At 56.4% G+C, this 16,103-nt stretch carries 18 protein-coding genes; 7 read left to right on the top strand and 11 right to left on the bottom strand.

Annotated elements, in window-relative coordinates:
* Positions 1-16 precede the first annotated feature (16 nt).
* Together HMPREF9451_RS00530 and HMPREF9451_RS00525 are read left to right on the top strand one after the other, a co-directional pair.
* On the top strand, positions 17-1,153 hold the full coding sequence (locus tag HMPREF9451_RS00530) for a threonine aldolase family protein (RefSeq protein ID WP_009138345.1): 1,137 nt from the start codon (positions 17-19) through the stop codon (positions 1,151-1,153).
* 115 nt (positions 1,154-1,268) lie between these two features.
* Positions 1,269-1,721 (top strand): universal stress protein, encoded by a 453-nt coding sequence (locus HMPREF9451_RS00525; RefSeq protein ID WP_009138344.1) that lies wholly within the window; start codon positions 1,269-1,271, stop codon positions 1,719-1,721.
* A 123-nt stretch (positions 1,722-1,844) separates the two neighbouring features.
* On the opposite strand, the gene tsaE is transcribed toward HMPREF9451_RS00525, so the two are convergent.
* Complete coding sequence (gene tsaE, locus HMPREF9451_RS00520) at positions 1,845-2,288, bottom strand: tRNA (adenosine(37)-N6)-threonylcarbamoyltransferase complex ATPase subunit type 1 TsaE (RefSeq protein WP_009138343.1); 444 nt, start codon at positions 2,286-2,288, stop codon at positions 1,845-1,847.
* Between the two features lie 208 nt (positions 2,289-2,496).
* Complete coding sequence (locus HMPREF9451_RS00515; RefSeq protein WP_009138342.1) at positions 2,497-3,393, bottom strand: acetamidase/formamidase family protein; 897 nt, start codon at positions 3,391-3,393, stop codon at positions 2,497-2,499.
* A 168-nt stretch (positions 3,394-3,561) separates the two neighbouring features.
* Here HMPREF9451_RS00515 and HMPREF9451_RS00510 point away from each other — a divergent pair, with 168 nt between their 5' ends.
* The gene (locus tag HMPREF9451_RS00510; RefSeq protein WP_009138341.1) at positions 3,562-4,488 is read left to right on the top strand and encodes a DMT family transporter; all 927 of its coding nucleotides are present in this window, start codon (positions 3,562-3,564) and stop codon (positions 4,486-4,488) included.
* Positions 4,489-4,565: 77 nt separating this feature from the next.
* Here HMPREF9451_RS00510 and HMPREF9451_RS00505 read toward each other — a convergent pair whose 3' ends face one another.
* On the bottom strand, positions 4,566-5,504 hold the full coding sequence (locus HMPREF9451_RS00505; RefSeq protein ID WP_009138340.1) for a beta/alpha barrel domain-containing protein: 939 nt from the start codon (positions 5,502-5,504) through the stop codon (positions 4,566-4,568).
* A 252-nt stretch (positions 5,505-5,756) separates the two neighbouring features.
* Between HMPREF9451_RS00505 and HMPREF9451_RS00500 the strand changes: the two genes are divergently transcribed.
* On the top strand, positions 5,757-6,248 hold the full coding sequence (locus tag HMPREF9451_RS00500; RefSeq protein ID WP_009138339.1) for a hypothetical protein: 492 nt from the start codon (positions 5,757-5,759) through the stop codon (positions 6,246-6,248).
* A 183-nt stretch (positions 6,249-6,431) separates the two neighbouring features.
* Here HMPREF9451_RS00500 and HMPREF9451_RS00495 read toward each other — a convergent pair whose 3' ends face one another.
* A complete protein-coding gene (locus tag HMPREF9451_RS00495) occupies positions 6,432-7,922 on the bottom strand; it encodes an FAD-dependent oxidoreductase (protein WP_009138338.1) in 1,491 nt (496 codons plus the stop codon).
* A gap of 238 nt (positions 7,923-8,160) precedes the next feature.
* Here HMPREF9451_RS00495 and HMPREF9451_RS00490 point away from each other — a divergent pair, with 238 nt between their 5' ends.
* Together HMPREF9451_RS00490 and HMPREF9451_RS00485 are read left to right on the top strand one after the other, a co-directional pair.
* On the top strand, positions 8,161-9,129 hold the full coding sequence (locus HMPREF9451_RS00490) for a hypothetical protein (RefSeq protein WP_009138337.1): 969 nt from the start codon (positions 8,161-8,163) through the stop codon (positions 9,127-9,129).
* 144 nt (positions 9,130-9,273) lie between these two features.
* Complete coding sequence (locus tag HMPREF9451_RS00485) at positions 9,274-9,771, top strand: response regulator transcription factor (protein ID WP_040625890.1); 498 nt, start codon at positions 9,274-9,276, stop codon at positions 9,769-9,771.
* On the opposite strand, the gene nadE is transcribed toward HMPREF9451_RS00485, so the two are convergent.
* The 3 genes from nadE to HMPREF9451_RS00470 form a co-directional block, all read right to left on the bottom strand.
* Positions 9,764-10,579 (bottom strand): NAD(+) synthase, encoded by an 816-nt coding sequence (gene nadE, locus HMPREF9451_RS00480; protein ID WP_009138335.1) that lies wholly within the window; start codon positions 10,577-10,579, stop codon positions 9,764-9,766. The genes HMPREF9451_RS00485 and nadE overlap by 8 nt on opposite strands.
* Before the next feature lie 134 nt (positions 10,580-10,713).
* On the bottom strand, positions 10,714-11,232 hold the full coding sequence (locus tag HMPREF9451_RS00475) for a prolyl-tRNA synthetase associated domain-containing protein (RefSeq protein ID WP_009138334.1): 519 nt from the start codon (positions 11,230-11,232) through the stop codon (positions 10,714-10,716).
* 18 nt (positions 11,233-11,250) lie between these two features.
* Entirely contained in the window at positions 11,251-11,853 is a 603-nt protein-coding gene (locus HMPREF9451_RS00470; protein WP_009138333.1) for a cysteine hydrolase family protein, read from the bottom strand.
* Between the two features lie 281 nt (positions 11,854-12,134).
* Between HMPREF9451_RS00470 and HMPREF9451_RS00465 the strand changes: the two genes are divergently transcribed.
* Positions 12,135-12,773, top strand: coding sequence for a helix-turn-helix transcriptional regulator (locus tag HMPREF9451_RS00465; RefSeq protein ID WP_009138332.1), 639 nt, complete (start codon positions 12,135-12,137; stop codon positions 12,771-12,773).
* Positions 12,774-12,864: 91 nt separating this feature from the next.
* Here HMPREF9451_RS00465 and hypB read toward each other — a convergent pair whose 3' ends face one another.
* From hypB to HMPREF9451_RS00445, 4 genes are all read right to left on the bottom strand, one after another.
* Positions 12,865-13,521: a hydrogenase nickel incorporation protein HypB gene (hypB, locus tag HMPREF9451_RS00460; RefSeq protein WP_009138331.1), complete on the bottom strand. Its 657-nt coding sequence runs from the start codon at positions 13,519-13,521 to the stop codon at positions 12,865-12,867.
* Positions 13,522-13,614: 93 nt separating this feature from the next.
* The gene (hypA, locus tag HMPREF9451_RS00455; protein ID WP_009138330.1) at positions 13,615-14,007 is read right to left on the bottom strand and encodes a hydrogenase maturation nickel metallochaperone HypA; all 393 of its coding nucleotides are present in this window, start codon (positions 14,005-14,007) and stop codon (positions 13,615-13,617) included.
* A 415-nt stretch (positions 14,008-14,422) separates the two neighbouring features.
* Positions 14,423-15,274, bottom strand: coding sequence for a twin-arginine translocase subunit TatC (gene tatC, locus HMPREF9451_RS00450; RefSeq protein ID WP_009138329.1), 852 nt, complete (start codon positions 15,272-15,274; stop codon positions 14,423-14,425).
* Entirely contained in the window at positions 15,274-15,921 is a 648-nt protein-coding gene (locus HMPREF9451_RS00445; RefSeq protein WP_009138328.1) for a twin-arginine translocase TatA/TatE family subunit, read from the bottom strand. The genes tatC and HMPREF9451_RS00445 overlap by 1 nt, the downstream gene beginning before the upstream one ends.
* Positions 15,922-16,103 lie beyond the last annotated feature (182 nt).

Genomic DNA, 16,103 nt, shown 5'->3' with positions numbered 1-16,103 from the left:
AAGGAAAGGCACCCGCATGCACAGCTTTCGCAACGACTACATGGAAGGCGCGCACCCCTTCGTTCTAGAGCGCATCGTGCAAACAAACAACGAGCAGTACATCGGATACACCGAGGACAATCTCTGCAAAAAAGGCCGATCGGCGATTCGCAGCGCTATCGTGCGCAGCGACAACAAAGGAACCCTGCGCAGCGCAGGAATCATCCCCGCCGCTTTACAGGTCGAATTCGTCGCAGGTGGCACCATGGCAAACCTCGTCAGCATCGCCGCGTCCCTTCGCCCGCACGAATGCGCGATAGCGGCGCCCGATGCGCATATAAACGTGCATGAGACCGGAGCGATCGAAGCATGCGGGCACAAAGTGCTCGTCACCGACGACGCCGACGGCATGCTGAGCGTTGCCGGAATCGACGCCGTCATGAAAGAGCACGAATACGGCCGTAGCTTCCATATGGTAAAGCCACGGCTGCTCTACGTCTCCTTCGCCACCGAAACGGGTCTTGTGCTTTCGTTGAGCGAACTTACCGCCCTTCGCTCATACGCAACCAGCAAAGACCTTCTGCTCTTTATAGATGGAGCCCGCCTTGCCGTAGGCTTGACCTCGAAAGACTGCGACGTCACGCTTGCGGACATATGCGCCGCCGCAGACATCTTCACCATAGGAGGCACGAAGAACGGCGCCCTCTTCGGAGAGGCAATCGTTGTGAGAAATCCCGACATCCAGCGTGATTTCCGCTACATCATGAAACAAAAAGGCGCCGTCATGGCGAAGGGACGCCTCCTTGGCGCACAGTTCGATGCGCTCTTTTCGGCCACGGGCGCACAGGCAGGCGTTGAAGAAGCGTTTGAAGACGAACCTCTCTATCTCTCGCTCGGACGCCACTCAAACGCCATGGCCGCGCGCCTTAAAGAAGTCCTGAAACGCCATGGGTTCGACAGCTTCATCAGCGACTCTCCCACCAACCAGCAATTCCTTCTTCTTGAAAACCACGTTGCGCAGGATTTCATGCACGCCTTCGATGCCGACGAAATCTCCCGTCCCGACAGCGAGCACACCGTCGTGCGTATGACGTGCTCGTGGGCCACGACGCAAGAAGACATCGACCAGGTTGACGCGATGTTCTCCCAGGCAGAAGCGAACGTGGAAGCCTAGACCCGTCAACAAGCGTGCATCGCCGTAGCCCGACCGTTTCCTAAGAGGAACGCACCCAGTGGTACAATGAGGCTGATTCCAAAAACTTGGAATTATCCCAAAGTCAGGAGTTATCATGGCAAAGCAGTACAAACGCATTTTCGCCGCGCTCGATGGAGGACAGACCCAGAACATGGTTGCCGAGCGTGCCATCGAACTCGCAGCCGACACCCACGCCGCGCTGATGTTCGGCCACGTGGTTGACTCGGTCCCCTACGAAGCAGCCGGCACCGACTTTGCAGCGCTCGCTGCCGACATGAAAGCGAAACTCGAGGAATCAATTGCCGACCTGCTCGAAAAGGCCCGCAACAACCCCAACATCCCCGAGGTGCAAGTGGTGGTTAAAGCCGGTCGCATCACCGAAACCCTGAGCGAGCAGATTATCGAGCCGTACCATCCTGACCTGGTTATCTGCGGAGAACGCGGACTCTCTAACATCAAATACGTTTTCGTGGGCAGCGTCTCCACGTATCTCATCCGTAACTTGCGCTGCGACGTCTTGGTGGTCAAGGAAGACGAAGAAGCCTAGCAGCCACTCCGGATCATGTGCAAAAAAGAAGCCGGCTCATCTCTCAAGCGCCGGCTTCTTTTCTTTTTGGCCTATAGAACAAAATTGCGTCCGATTTCGAGTGCCCTTTTCGCGAAAGCACGGTCAGGAAAGAAGATTCTGGGACCGCATTCCAAAGGCAGTGGCTTCGATTTCACGCGCGCCATGCTCATCAACAGAAAAATCAAGCAGCAGATAGTCGTCAGGAGCCGCTTCCTCGAACTTATTCCCCCATTCCACCAGGGAAACTCCGTCTCCCTCGATAATGGCGTAATAGTCGATATCATCGAGCTCCGTCGCGTCCTCAAGACGGTATAGGTCGAAATGATATAGGGGAAGACGCCCGTCGTGATATTCGCATACCAGGTTGAATGTAGGACTCGTCGGTACCTCGTTCATACCAAGGCCGCACGCAAACCCCTGCGTGAAATGGGTCTTTCCCGCACCGAGGTCACCGGTAAGCAGAATGACATCCCCTGGTTGAGCCTTCTGCGCCATGCCGAAAGCAAGCTTTCTGGTTTCTTCGACCGATGTGCTCTTAAAATGCATCTTACTTTCCTTTAGTAACTTATTTACTTTTTCATAGCTGCATTATTACAACTACTGTCTGAGCTTGGAATAGGCTCGCCTTCATGGAGACCCTTCTATGAGTTTCTAAATTATACTAACTAGCTCATAGTAGCTTATCGCCTATAATGAAGCAGGTTGCCTACAGAAAGAAGAACTCCGTAAGCAACCTGCAAACCAATCGAACAATCTACAGTTCGAAACCATACGAATCGAGAACGTGCTTTGGCACCATGAAACGCACGGTCTTTTCAGGGTCGACCATCTGGCACACTTCGACATTGCCGCACAGGCTGAACAGCATCACGAGCTCAGCGGGATCTTTGCCCGTGCGATCGGAAACCAGATCGACCATACGATGCACCGCGCCGTCAGCAGCGGCATCCAGCGTTTCAGCGGAGTAGATGACGCCGAATTCGGTCTCATTCTCAATCAGGGGTGTATCGATGGAAAGATCGGGCAAAGCAGTCAACGTAACCGTGGCATGGCCCGCGGCCTCGGCGCCGGAAACACTGACCTCCCCATCGCCCATGACCGCGTGCATATCACCGCACCCGAACAGCGCGCCGTCGACGGCCACGGGGAAATATAGCGTTGCGCCTGGGGCGATTTTCGTGTTATCCATGTTGCCGCCATGAACGCCGGGGGTTCCGCAGTTTACTGGATCGCCTGCAGGGGCAACGCCTATAACGCCAATCATCGGAGTAAGCGACAGACGGACCTTATCATCCCACACCAACTCGTCTTCTTCTATTTTGCACAAACGAGTGCTCCAGCACTCCAGCTTATCGCCGTAAACGCCCTCGTCTTTGCCCGTGCAGCTCGCCGTCTGGCCGTCGAATTCGATCGCGTCGATACGAACCTTCAGCGAGCCTCCCGCCACGGCGCCTTCCACATAAATCGGACCCGTCGCGGGATTGATGGCATCCCAGTCGATGCTATCCAGCTCGTCTTCGGGGGTCTGAACCTGATTACCGAAGCAATCTTTCGTGCGCACGCGCACCGTCTCGCCCGATTTCACCGTCAGAGCAGGCTCCAGGTCTTTCGAGAATGCATACAGAATCTTGTCGTCGGAAAGCTCGATCATGAGCACGCCTCCGTTTCTTCGTAAAGTTGCCTTCGTCCATCATACCCGCCCTCCGACAGTTCGCAAACACGCGAAACAGACTGCCGAAAGCTCGGCGTACGCGAAATTCCAGCAGCATTGTATGATGAGCGAGAAGCAAAATGAAATCGGTTGCAGGAGGAGATTGTAATGCTCGAAAAAGAGCGCACGAATAGACAGGGCTCCGAAGCGCCGATCGAAAAAGACGCATCCGGGTGGATTGCGAAAAACAGCGGCCTCATAGCCACGCACGTTGCAGTATTGCTCTTCGGACTCGTGGGCCTTTTCGCCAAGGTCGTCGCTCTGCCGGCCATTATTCTTGTTCTGGGACGCACGTTTTTCTCGTCAGCGTTTCTCGGGGCCTACCTTGCCGTCAAACGACAGAAATTCGCCCTGAAAACACGGGGCGACTATGTGCTCATCATTTTCGCGGGCATCATCCTTGCTATACATTGGACAAGCTTCATGCAATCGATCCAAGTTTCAACCGTAGCCGTAGGAACACTTACCCTTGCAACGTTCCCGCTGTTCAGCGCCGTGCTCGAGCCTCTTCTTTTTCACGAAAAGATGCGCGCATCGGACATCGTGTGCGCGCTGGTCATGCTTGGAGGCGTCACTTGCATCGTGGATGATTTCAGCCTGGAAGGCTCTATGGCTCAGGGCGTTTTATGGGGGCTGCTCAGCGCGTTCACCTACGCGCTTCTCTCGCTCGCCAATAGGAAGTTCTCCAGCGGCTACCCCGCTTCGCTCGTATCGTTTTACGAACAGGCCACGGCCACCGTGGTGCTTCTTCCCGCCTTGTTCGTGCTCAAGCCGTCTTTCACCGCTCTCGATATCGGCATGCTCGCCATTATGGGCATCGTGTTCACGGCAATTGCCCACACCCTCTTCATTGGAGGATTGCGTACCGTCAAGGTGCGCACCGCAGGCATTATCACCGGACTCGAATCGGTATATGGGGTCGTAGCCGCCCTTTTATTCCTTGGCGAGATTCCCGGCGTTCGCGAAGTCATCGGCGGCGCCGTCATTTTGGCCGTTGCCCTGTATTCCACCCTTGCCTCAACCCGCAGCAATTAAAAAGCGAGGCCCCGAATGGAACCTCGCTTCTACGAATTTCGTGCGCAACGAGCAGCCGACAAACGACTCGCTTTTTCCTACAGAGCGAAATCCTTTTCGCCGTTGAACACGGCCAAAGCATCGGCGACTTCGTAATCCGCCAACGTAATAGCGGAAATGGCCTTGGTCAGGCGAACCGCCTCATCCAGGCTGCGCTGATGAATGTTGCGGCCGGTTGCGTTGCCGCAAGCACCGCCGATATGAATCTGATCATGCAGCTGGGTAAGGAAGGTTTCCGCATCAACGGTAGAACCGCCTGCGCATACCAAGCCGGTGCGGCCTGCGGCAGTAGCGGCAATCTTGAGGTTTTCGGCAGAGGTTGCCTCGTCGCTTGCCTTGGGAGGATTGACCTTGACGAAGTCCGCGCCCAGGCACAGAGCAACGCCCGCAGCACCGGCGATCAGGGCAGGAGCCTTCTCGTCGGTAACGGCCTTGCCGCGGGGGTAAATCCACAGAACGACGATCAGACCCGCAGCATGAGCCTCGGCGATGAGCTGGCCCGCTTCCGCCATCATGGTTGCCTCGTATTCGCTGCCCAGATACAGGGTGTAGCCAAGGCCGACAACGTTAACGCCGGCTTCGCGCATGGCAAGAACGGCCTCGAGGTCATGCAGCTGGGGGCTATAGGGATCGTCCTGGGCGGTCTTGACCAGGTTGGTCTTGGAATTCATCTTGACCAGATAGTTGATTTCGGGATAGTCAGCCGCATAGCGGGCGATCAGGCCGCGCTGACCGGCCAGAACGCCGCAAACGCCCTGAGATCCGATTTTGAACAGATGCTCGGGATCGAGGTCGGCGGGATCGATTCCTTCACCGTAGAAATCGCCATTGAGATGCTCCACCTTCTGGTCGCATGCGAACAGCATCAAACGACCGGTTTCACGCGTGGCAGCCATGTAGTTGTCGATGTACGTTTCGCGGGCCTCGGGCGCTACGTCGACGGGCACCTTCACCTGATCACGAGTGATCTTGGGCATGACATTCCTCCTTGAAAAGGTTTCATCCGTGGAATCGCATTCGAATCAAGACATGCGACAAAGCCAAGTGTAAGGGAAGAAGGAGCAGCTTTGCCCCCTGTTCACGGAAACGGTAAGCATGCGGCGGGAGACGGCATGCCGAAGGAGACGAACGGCAGATATGTTTATTGCGACATACGATTCACCGTTGCAGGACGAAGCGCGCGCCGTCAAAACAACCTGGTAAAATAAGACGCGAACCAAGGAGGACCCATGCCTGAAGCAGATATCAACGAAATCGCGGGCGACCCCGTTGCCGCCAATACGGAAGCAGATGCCCTGCAGTACAGCATCGCTCTGACGCCCGAAGAATACAGCGAGCTCGAAATGCTCGTTTCCGCCGAAAGCAACGGCGAAGACGTGACGCTTGCCGCGTTTCGCCACCTCTGCCCTACGGGCGAGGAAAACTCCTTCGACCATGAGTATTGCGAGCTATACCGCTCCCTCGCGTGCAAAGGCATGATAGAAGGCGCCGAGGTCGGAGAAGGATTTTTCTTCTTCGGCATTGCCGATCTTGGACGCAACGCCGTGATGGAGAATGTGGCGCAGACGAAAACCCCCGGAAAAGACGCAAGCCTCCTCGGGTCGATCGAGGCGCGTTTCGGTGTTGACGCACGCACCGTCATCGCAAGCGTCGGGTGCTCGGCCGTCATCGGCCTGATCGCAGGCATTGTCGGTGCGCTCATCGGTAATGCAATCGCATAGCTTCGCCGCGTACAACCTCGCTATCGCAACAAAGGCTCCGAAAACTCGGAGCCTTTTTCGTTGCGGGCGAAGGGAGGGGATATCGCCCATGACGATTTGCGCCTGCGCCCCTTATGCAGCAATGCATCGGTTCGAAGCAGGCGATTCGTCAAAGCAAAGAAGCCGCATGCAAGATCGGACGGCCTACGCCTGCTCGGACTGAAGCGAAGCAACGACGGCCTTGCCCGTGATAAGGCCGGAACCCGCATTCGGGGAAAGGTCGCTGCCCGTGTCCGGGGTGGTAGACCCACAGCAATACACGTTCGCAATCGGATTGCCTTGATTGTCGACAAGCTGGCTGTCGGTTGCAATCTTCAAGCCACCATGCGTCTTGTAGCGGAACGGGAAATGCTTGAGCGCATAGTAGGGAGCTTCAAGCTTCTCGAGGAAAAGTTTTTTGCCGAACGCCGCGTCCTCGCCCGCATCCACGTAGCCGTCGTATTCGGCGAAGGTGGCCTTGAGGTTTTCGGCGGGAACATCCATGGCCTGCGCGAGCTCGTCGAGCGTATTGCAGGGACCGACCAGACGATCTTCGTGAGCCTTCATGTTCATCTCGACGTTCCATGCCTGAGACCCCTCGATGAGCTGATTGTCGAAGATGGTCCACCAAAAGCCCAAGCCCAGCTCCGCACAGGCATCGGGCGTGTCATGGGACTGGTCTTCCTTGATGAAGCGACGGCCCATCGGGCTTACCTGCACATTGCGGCCAAAATAGCCCCATACCGTAACCTGCGCAAGGTCGCTCATGCGGTTGGAATCCATGTCCATATGGGCATATACGCCTCCGATGGAGCGACCGAGCTCGTGGCCCTCTCCCATGGAATACACCGTCAGCGGGCAGAGCTCTGCCTGCTGCGGCATATATTCGGAAACCATAACCTGGTTGCAGGAAAAACCGCCCGTAGCCAAGACGATTTTCTTCGCCTTCACGTCTATGATTTTGTCGGTCTTGGAGTCGACGAAGCGAACGCCAATGACGGTTCCTTCGGAATCGACGATGAAGTTGGTCGCTTTGCGGTTCAGCTCGACCGTGGCGCCTTTGTCCTGGAGACCGTTGATAAGCGGCGTAAGAACAGAGGTCATGTCGCCGATGCCATTCAGCGGAAGCAGCATGGACGTAGGAGCCCCGGTGTCTTTATAGGCCTCAAGCGGCTGGAACTGCGCGCCGTAATCGGCCTCAACACGGTTCGCCCACTCGGTCTGGCCCAGATAGACGTTCTTCTTGTACTCCATGTCGTCGGTCTCGCCCTTTTTCTCAAGAACGGGAGCGTACTTTTCCCACTTCTCTTCGACGCTGCCCTCGATGCCGGCTCGCTTCTGCATTTCAGAACCGGAAACATTCATAACGCCGCACGCCATGAAGCTTTCGCCGCCATAGGTATCGCGCTTGTCGGCTAGCGTAACCTTGTAGCCCGCTTCGACCGGATCCATCGCAGCGGAAAGGCCGGCGATGCCAGTGCCGATAATCAACACGTCGGTTTCTTCGGCGAATTCAACCGGAGCAAAGCCGACGACGGTGTCGCCGGAATTGCCGCCTTCGGAGGCGCAGCCTGCAAGCGCGCCGCCCGCCATAAGAACTGCGCCGGATGCCAAAGCACCTTTCAGAAAATTACGACGATTAAGCGTAGTATCCATAGTTTCCCTCCTCGGTACGCTTCGACGCTTCCCCGCGTCGTTGTCTCCATCATGGCTTTTTCGGCCAGAAAGCGAACCGTACAAAATGGACTGTTTCACCGTTGCGCCAGTTCAGGATAAAGAAAATGCGTATTTCCACCCAATCTGTCGAAGAGGGCATCGCGCGAGGATTCGAAACAGTACCTGCGCAATGGACTAACCGCTACAATACGTCGTACACAACAGGGAGGGGAATCTTATGTCGAACGACGCCGCTGCGCGCACGCCGCACCATGCCTCGCTCGTCTTCGGCGCGCTCGTCGTCATGGGATACGGGCTTTTTCGGTCCGCGAATTCTTCCATATACCTCTCCCATTTCTCTCAGACAGACGGATCGTTCATCTTCATGACGGATGTAACGTTCAACATGGCGTCCGCATTCGCCACGGCGGTTTGCGCACTTGCGATTGCGCTGCTGAGTTCCTTTAAAAACCTGCCGCGGTTTTCCATGCCCCTGTGGCCTGCCGCCGCCGTTTTGATCGTCGGCATGCTCCTAGCGACCACGAATCTTGGCGACCTCGTTCCCCAGCAGTGGACGCTCGGGCTGTCCGTGGCCGTTTTCTCAATCGGGTCGATCGCCATGAAGCTGTCGTGGATCGAGATATTCGCCATGGAGAATCCAACGAAAGCAATCGTTCACATCGGCTGCGCTTCGCTTGCCAGCTCGGCCTTGCAATACACCCTTTCCCCCGCAAACGGCTCCCTGACGCCCGTTCTTACCATTGCGTTTTTGGTATGCAGCGCGCTCTGCCTGCAAGAGACCCGTTGCCGTCTGCGCACAGACGAATCCTTCGAGCCCATTCCGGCACGCCCTTGCGCCGAAGCCCGTTGTAAAGCGATGAACGAAATAGGCGACGCTCTGCTCGCGCTCTGCGCACTCGAAGCGGTCATCGGACTCATCAACAGCTTCATGCTGGCGGCTTCCATGGAATTCGCCGGCGCCGCGCTTGTTCCCGGCATGGCCATGACCATCGCCTCCGTGCTCTTCTGCGTGGCATTGCTCGTCGCCCGGCGCATTCCCGCCGCTTCCGCGACATTTCGCATCGCGTTTCCCATCTTGGCGGCCATGGTGGTCTTCGTCCCCTTTATGAGCGAAGGCTACTCGCGCCTGTTCAGCACCATGCTGCTGGTAAGCTACGATTTCGTGGCGCTGCTTGTGGTATACTAGGTCGCCTATGCCGCGAATCGCTTCGGTGTATCGAGCTACGCACTGTTTGCCCTGACTACGGGGTGCGCCAAGTTTTCTCTGTTTGCATCTCTCGTCGTGGGCAGCGCATTCGGCGGCCCGCATATTGAGCAAGCATCCTCCACCGTGAGGTTTCTTGTGCTTTCGTGCGGCATCATCTACCTGCTTGCCATGGCGATCGTGCTGCTTTCGCGCGACCGCAAAAGGCACGAACGCAAGAAAGGCGTTTCAAAAAACGAAGCGCCTCTTTCCTCTTTCGGGCACACTCCAAAGGCTGACGAAGCCGCCGATGAAGCAGCCTCTTACACTTGCGAAAAAATCCCGGCAGATGAAGCGACTCCTTACACCCGCGAAGGAGCCTCCGCCAGTTCCATCCAGGCGTCGCCATCGGCCAATGAATCCGAAACGGACGCCTTCGAGGAAACGTGCCAATTCCTCGCCGCCCAGCATGGACTGACCGAGCGTGAGACCGAAGTGCTCGGATATCTTGCCCGAGGGCGTACGAACACCTATATAGCCGAGGAGTTATCCATATCGCCCACTACCGTGCGCGGCCACATTCGCCACATCTACACGAAGCTCGATGTGCACAAGCGCCAAGAACTTATAGATCTGTTCAATTAAGACCGTATTCAATCGCGGGAAACGGAGGTTCCAGAGCGCGCTTGAACGCATATGAATCAACGCGATTCTTCACGCGATCAACCTCTGCAGCATCATAGCCAGCGGCGATAAGCGCGCTTCGATCCATACCGCGCTCGCAATAATTGATCAAAAGACGATCAAGCTCATCATATGACCCCAACGTATCCTCGTCGCGCTGATCGGGAGCGAGTTCTGCGCTTGGCGGTTTCGTAAGAACACGCTCAGGAATGAGGATGCGCCCCTCCTTACGAAGAGCTTCTTCGTTCACCCAACGAGACATGGCAAAAACATCGGTCTTATACAACCCGCCAATAGGAGCATAGGCGCCCGCCGTATCTCCGTAAAGCGTGGAATAACCCATCATAGCTTCACTTTTGTTGCCGGTGTTGACCATCATCCATCCATGGGCGTTCGAAAGCGCCATGAGCACGGTCATACGGCATCGCGCCTGCGTATTCTCGGCAGCAAGGCCCCGCGCCATGATGCAGTGGTCCCCGAGGGCGTCGACGAACGCCTCGAAAGGCTTTCCGATTGAGATGCGCTCTGCGCGAATTCCCAAGTTCAAGGCGAGCTCCTGAGCATCCACCAGCGAATGCTCGCTCGAGTACGGACCAGGAAGCATATAGCCGTGGACATGCTCGGCGCCGAAGGCATCGACGCACATGCAGGCGACCAGGCTCGAGTCTATTCCGCCCGAAAGGCCAATGACCGCATCCGTCATGCCGATGCCGCGCGCAAACGAGGCGAGCCCTTCGACGCATGTATGGTACTTTTCCTCGATGAGCACTATGCGCTTCCTTTCCTCAGCAAGACGATTCGCAAACGCGCTTCGGCCAATGCAAGCGCGCCCCACAAGAATATCGTCCGGATACCGCAAAGCGAAGCGCGACAACGCAACTTGCCGCGCTTCGTCAGAAAATTTTATTCCTCAGGCTCGGGCCTTGAGAGCTCGACGAACCGCATGGAATTCCCATGGCTCTCGATGATCCGAACCATGTCGTCCAAGGCAACGTGCAGCGTTGCCGTATTGTCGTTAGGATGCACTCCCAGCCCGCGATACCCCCTGAGCTCTTCGTCGAAAACCACCTGAACGGCGGCGTCTTCGTCATTCAGCACGCCGAAAGGAGAAACCGCTCCTCCACGCAGGCCAAGATATTGTGCAAGGTCGTCCTCAGAGGCAAAACGAAGCGGACGCGCCTCGAGCTTCGTACGCAGTTCTTTCAGGTTCGCAGGCTTGTCTTCCGGCATGACCACCAGGTAGTAGTTGCGCTTTTTGTCATCGCGCAAGAAGAGGTTCTTCACCACCTCTTCGCCAAAGGGCAGATTCAACGCCTCCATGCCCTCCATGGTGAACACCGCCTCATGCTCCACTATCTCGAATTCACACCCGCCATCATGCAGAAACGCGATGACTTCCTCTTTGCCCATACGCTGCGTCATTCGACTCCCCTTTCGCGACTACGCGCTCGCACCCAGATATCCGAGCGCGGTTTCGGTATCGACAACGCGGCTATCGTAGCAGCGCGTGAAGTATTCAAGACCCTGCTCCTGCGTTCCGACGAGGAACGTCCCGCACGCATCGGCAGGAACCACCGTCTTGTATCCGCGGAAATACGCGCCCGCGAGCGTCTGCAGCACGCAAATGTTGGTATCGCAGCCAAAAGCGATCAGGGTATCGACGCCGAGTTCGCGCAGCGTAAGGTCAAGGTCGGTCTGGAAGAATCCGTCGTAACGGCGCTTCGGAATGAGGAAATCGCCCTTCTTAACTTCGAAGGCATCGAGCGGACGGGCCGCATCGCTTCCTGCGATGCCGTGACCGCCCCACAGCTCGATTTCTTTGTCAATCCCGGCGATATGGGCATCGTTGACGAACACCACCGGCACGCCGGCCTTGCGGGCCGCCTTCACAATGCGCACTGCGTTTTCCGCCATGCCCTCAAGACCAGGAACCACCCCGCCGCTGCCGCCAAGCACGTCGATCACGAGCACGGCGGTCCGTGTAAGATCGACCTCTTCGGATTGCTGCCACGGAGTATGCTGAGCTTCGGGAAGATAAGGCATGGTGCGTCCTTTCGTATACGAATTCCGTCCATCATTGTAGCGCGATGCCCCTCGACGGCAACGTGCGATAGGCCAACGGCGCGAAAGGCCCCTGTCCAAGACCGACCATCGTGCGCTATCATGCAGAGCGGCAAGTCTGCAAAACGCACGCGGCAAAGAGCCCGACACCAGTCGATTTTCTTTTTCGGTCTCCTAAAACACCTGATAGAAAGCATGTCAAAGCCTTTTAGCGGCAGCGATCGGCATCTTTTCGTACGCTACAGACCGTCGAAAGGAACTGCATGGACATCAGCAACCAGATCAAGAAACGGCGTACCGACATGGGGCTTTCACAGGAAGAGCTTGCCGAGCGCATCTACGTATCGCGCCAGACCATCTCCAACTGGGAAACGGACAAGACATACCCCGACATCCAAAGCCTGCTGCTGCTCAGCATCCTTTTCGACACGACAATTGACGTGCTCGTGAAAGGAGACCTGGATATGATGGAGAATACCGTAGCATCGGCCGATGCAAAGAGGATGCGCACGCTCGCCATAACCATGTCCGCCCTCTTGGTACTCATGATTCCGTTCGCCCTGGCAGGTATAGCATTGTGGGGACCTCTTGGGATTCTGCTGGGATTGGCGCCCTGGGCCGCCTCGATAGTGGTGTCCGTGATACTCGAACGCATAAAGGTCGAAAACGATGTGCAGACGTACCGTGAAATTCTCGCCTTCCAAAAGGGCAAGCCCGTAGACAGGACGAATCGCACCGAGCGCGCCGTCAGGCGCCAGGCGAAAATGAAGAAAGCCTACAGCAACAAACCGCTCTGGCAAGCAGCTACACGCGCCTTGGGAATTGGAATCGCTTTTACCGCTATCGGTGCAATCCTCGGCTATGCGACGGCGATGTTCTTCGACATGGCTCTGCCGTTCTAGCAACTCACAGAAGACGAAACAAAACGGCGGGAACGGCAGCCGCACCGTTCCCGCCCATTTTTTTGGCGTTATCTTGAGCCGACAATTCGTCCTATGCGCGAAACGCCTCGATTTTCGCACGCAACCAGTCGGCCCATTCGTCAACGCCGGCACCCTTGGTGGCGGAAATCGGGAAAATCGGAGCCGCGGGATTGAGCTGCGTCACCGCATCGCGGAATGCCTGCTCGTTGAAGTTGAACACCTCCATGGTGTCCACCTTGTTCAAGATGATGGCCTCGGATGCCTGGAATACGCCGGGGTATTTCAGCGGTTTATCGTCGCCTTCGGGCACCGACAGAATCATGACCTTAGCACCTTCGCCCAAGTCGAAATCGGTCGGGCACACCAGGTTGCCTACGTTTTCCACGATGATCAGATCGAGGTTGTCAAGATCGAGCGCATCCACAGCGCGGCGAATCATGTCGCTTTCGAGATGGCACGCGCCACCCGTGTTGATTTGCACCGCCGCAATGCCCTGCGCACTGATGCGTTCGGCATCGACGTTGCTGGCAATATCGCCTTCGATGACGGCGATGTTGTATTCGTCGCGCAGCGCTTCGATCGTCGCAAGAATAGTGGACGTCTTGCCAGAGCCAGGACTCGCCAGAAGGTCGAGCACGAACACGCCCTTCTCCTTGAACAACACACGGTTATCGGCCGCAAGACGATCGTTCTTATCGAGAATAGGCTGCTTCAAATCTATCTTCATGGTTCCTCCTACCATCTATTCCTTGCTGCGCGCGTCGCGCAAGCACTTCGATGCTCGCGGTCCGGCAACATGCCAGACGCCTCGACTGCCTGCTTAGTCTTCGCCAGAAGGCGCGTTCGCTCCGGCGTCCTCTTCGTCATCGGGAAGGTCAACCTCGATGCTCTCTATGCGCAAATCCTTGCCTTCTATCAGTTCAGCAAACCCGCCGCATTCGGGACAGGTCACATGGAAGCGATCGTGGCGGAATTCTTTTCCGCAATCAAGGCAGCGGCTCTTTGGCTCTACCATGGTAATTTCAAGCTTGGCATCTTTGAGCAACGGCTCCGTTTCGCACAGCACTTCGAAAGCGAATTGCAACGCATCTTCGATTGCCTCGGTCATCTCCCCAACAGAAAGCGAGACTTTGAGCACACGGGTTGCGCCGTTCGCGCGCGCCGCCGAACTCACACTCTCGACAACGCCCGTCATAATACCCAATTCGTGCATGCTTATCCTTTCGTGTCCGAGCGATGTGAAGCACACGCTTTTCGCGGATGGACGCGTTCAACATATGACAAAGACGCCCCTTCGCGCCCTGAAAGCATCCGCTGCTTTCGGAGAGCAACCGACCGAACGAGTTCCTTCCCCCCAACGGGCAAGCTCCTTCGTTCAAAAGCAACTTCTTATGCGAAGACATCCTATCGCAGAAACGAGACCGCACCTGTGCAGCATTCAGTATCCGAACCGAATCTCCGCGCAACAGGCTTCTCGAGCCCGCCTTGACCATATTTGCCAGCCACGAAGCAGGTGTGAAGACGTGCCGCTAGCAAAACGGCCCGGTTCGAAAACGAACCAGGCCGCAATAGTTGCTACATCCGTTTGACACCGTACCTGCCAGACGTTTCGTCCGTCAGTTGAGTCGTTAATCGTCAGAAAGGCGCTTTTTAATGGCAGCCTTTTTCTGGCCCCATTCTTCTTGCCATTCGGCCTCTTCGCGAGCTTCGCGCTCGGCCTCTTCCTTCTGCTCCTTCACGCGCTTGCCCAGCACCAAACGAGCGACAAGCAGGCTGACCTCATACAGCATAAGCAACGCCGCAAACATCATGAGCATGGTGACCGGCGAAGCATCCAGCGTGACCATGGCGGAAATGACCATGAGAACAATGTAGACCGTACGCCAGGAGTTGCGGAGCTTTGCATACGGGATAATCTCGAAGACCACCAGGTAGAAGACCACCAGGGGCAGCTCGAAGGCAAAACCAAAAGCAAGCTCGAAGTTGATAATGACGTCGATCCACGCTTTAGCATCGGGGAAGATGTTCGCAAAGCCGTTCGCCTGATCGGTCAGCCACTGCACTGCGGGGTTCAGGATCAGAGCGTAGCAGAACACGGTACCACCGATAAACAGCGCCACACCCGCAGCAAACGTAGGAATGAACCATTTACGCTCACTCGGCTTAAGCGCGGGCAAGAAAAACGCCAGAATCTGCCACAAGATAATGGGCATGCAGGCAACGACAGACGTCCATAGCGCCACCTTGAAACGAATGGTGAACGACCCGAAGACGTCAAAGACGTTCAAGGCTATGGCGCCCGTTGTTGCGTCTTTCGGCAGATAATCGTACACCGGCAGGCACATGAATTGAATGATCGTGGGCGTTGCCATGTAGAAGATGCACATGGCGATAAACAGGCTGACCACAATACGGACAAGGCGCATGCGCAACTCGCCCAGGTGATCGAAAAGGGGCATACGCGCCGGACCGATAGGCATTAGTTGTCCTCCTTCTTGACCGAATCAGACGTCTGAGCAGCATCGTTCGCGGAAGCACCGGATGCGGCATCGGAGGCGTCCTGCGTTCTCGCAGCCTTCTTCACGGCGGGTTTTGCACCGAAGATTTCGTCAGCAAGGTCTTTGTCAGCGGCCTTTTTCGCCTCCTGCTCCGCAGCAACCTTGGCAGTTGCCTCCTTGCGCGCGCTCATGACATCTTCATGAACCTGGGAAGGGGTTTTTGCGGCGGCGACAGCAGCTCCGGCCACGGCGGCCTTTTCCGCAGCCTCCTGCTTTTCCGCAGCGGCGGCGGCGCGCACTTCTTTGGCAGCCTCATTAGCGGCCTCGCGCTTCTTCTTGTCCTCGCGCTCTTTGTCGTACTTCGCTTTACGAGCGGCGAAGGACTCCTTCTTCTCGACCTTCTGCTTGTTGTCCTTGTCGATAGCGTCAAGCGGGTTTTTCACGGGTTTGTCGCTCGCAGGGTCGTAAATCTCGGTCTTAACGACCTTGTTCATCTCGTCTTGCGCGCTACGGAATTTCTGAACTGCCATACCGATGGTCTTGGCAAGCTGGGGAAGCTTGTCAGGGCCGAAAATCAGGAACCCGAACAGCAAGATAAGGAATAGCTCGAATCCACCTATACCGAACACAGCCAACCTCTCAAACTCTCGTAGATTAACTGCGTAATCTTACCACATGCACGAAGAGGGCTCCGCGCCAATAGGGCGCAGAACCCTCTCCATTTTTAATCCTTCGAAACGCCAGATTGAAATCACGGCTTCACCATGAAGCAAGAGGCTTTTCGTGCTATAGTGCGTGGCTTCCGTCCGTC

It is taken from the genome of Slackia piriformis YIT 12062, from assembly GCF_000296445.1.
In the GTDB taxonomy this organism is placed as follows: domain Bacteria; phylum Actinomycetota; class Coriobacteriia; order Coriobacteriales; family Eggerthellaceae; genus Slackia; species Slackia piriformis.
This window is presented reverse-complemented; position numbering and strand designations above follow the sequence as displayed.